1 protein-coding gene and 1 pseudogene are annotated in these 1496 nt (G+C 39.1%); both read right to left on the bottom strand.

The window, feature by feature from the left end:
* Positions 1 to 137: 137 nt before the first annotated feature.
* Positions 138 to 1076 carry a hydroxymethylbilane synthase gene (hemC, locus tag ACOVO2_RS25275; protein ID WP_421772647.1) on the bottom strand — a complete coding sequence of 313 codons (939 nt, stop codon included), beginning with the start codon at positions 1074 to 1076 and terminating at the stop codon, positions 138 to 140.
* 142 nt (positions 1077 to 1218) lie between these two features.
* A pseudogene (locus tag ACOVO2_RS25270) lies at positions 1219 to 1496 on the bottom strand (DNA polymerase III subunit delta); the annotation flags it as partial.

Genomic DNA, 1496 nt, shown 5'->3' with positions numbered 1-1496 from the left:
GAAAAATACGGCCCAGTAACTGAGGTGCAAATTAAAGACGAGATTAAGGATTGAAATACCCCATAAAAACTCAAAATCTGTAAAAAACCTGCAAGGTCTGAAAAGACGAGGTCGCCCAGACTTTGCAGGTTTAATTCTTACGAAATAGTATTTCTAATTCCCTCCAAAATCTCAGCTCCGCCGCTTCTCAAAACTTTATTAGCTAATTCCTCCCCCAATTGTTCAGCTTCGGAAGCAGGTTTAGTATCGTTTTTCTTCACAATCGTTTTACCATCAAGGCTAATAATTCCCGAAGTCATATTCAAAGTCAATTTTCCATCCTTTTCTTCTGCCACACACCACCCAAACGACGGAATCGAACAACCACCTTGCAACTTACGTAAATACGCTCTCTCGGCTATTAAACACTTCTCCGTTACTTCATCATTAATTAAATTACGAATAGCAGCACGTTTTTCTTCCGATAAACTCTTAGCGGCTTCAATCGCCACACAACCTTGCCCCACAGGCGGCGTAAACTGGGTTGTAGGAAGTTCTTGAGCAATCATCTCATGGTATCCCATGCGGTGCACGCCCGCATAAGCCAACAAAAGAGCATCACATTGTCCTTCTTCGAGTTTACGTAGGCGAGTCTGCAAATTTCCACGCATATCCACAATTTTTATATGCGGATAATAATGGCGAAGCATAGCCACTCGTCGAGTAGAAGAAGTTCCGACCACAAAGCTCTCGCCACTACCAAGCGATAAATTTTTATTGAAACTCACCAAAACATCGGCAATTTTTTCACGCTCAGTAAAAGCAATTAGTTCTAAATCATCAGCTAATTCCGACTGCAAATCTTTGGCAGAGTGAACAGCAATATCAATTTCTCCCGAACGCAATTGGTCTTCCAATTCTTCGGTAAAAACCCCTTTACTACCAATTTTTGATAAAGCTCGGTCAAGAATCTTATCACCTTTTGTTTCTATAATTACTATTTCGGTTTCAATGCCATCGGCTTTCAGTTTATCTTCAACATAATAAGCCTGCCAAAGAGCCAATTTACTACCACGTGTACCAATTTTTATTTTCATATTTCTTTGTGGGGCGAACCGGGCAACGTTTGCCTCTGGTTCGCATATAATATCTTTCACTTTAAAAACACTTACGAAATTCTGAGAAACTCAGTCGAAACCAATAACAAATTTCCCAATAACAAGTAGCAAATAACTAACCCTACCGCATCAAACGAGCTATCGCCAACGAAATATCCAAGAAAATCATCTTTGCACGTCCATTTCTCTCAATATGATAATGGGATTCGCTCAATAAATTAGTGATGGTCTCTAAATTATTAATATTCAATACATTAGAAAACTTCTGCACAAAAACTAATTCATCGCCTTCAAGACGAATTAGGTTTTCTCCTCCGTGACGATACAGGAAAATTTCTCTAAAGATACTTAAACCATATTCAAGCATAGCTTTCTGATATTCTTTGCCTTTGGCATCAA

Source organism: Emticicia sp. (assembly GCF_049241225.1).
Taxonomy (GTDB): Bacteria; Bacteroidota; Bacteroidia; order Cytophagales; family Spirosomataceae; genus Emticicia.
The sequence above is the reverse complement of the archived record's forward strand: the minus strand, read 5'-3'. Positions and strand labels throughout refer to the sequence as shown.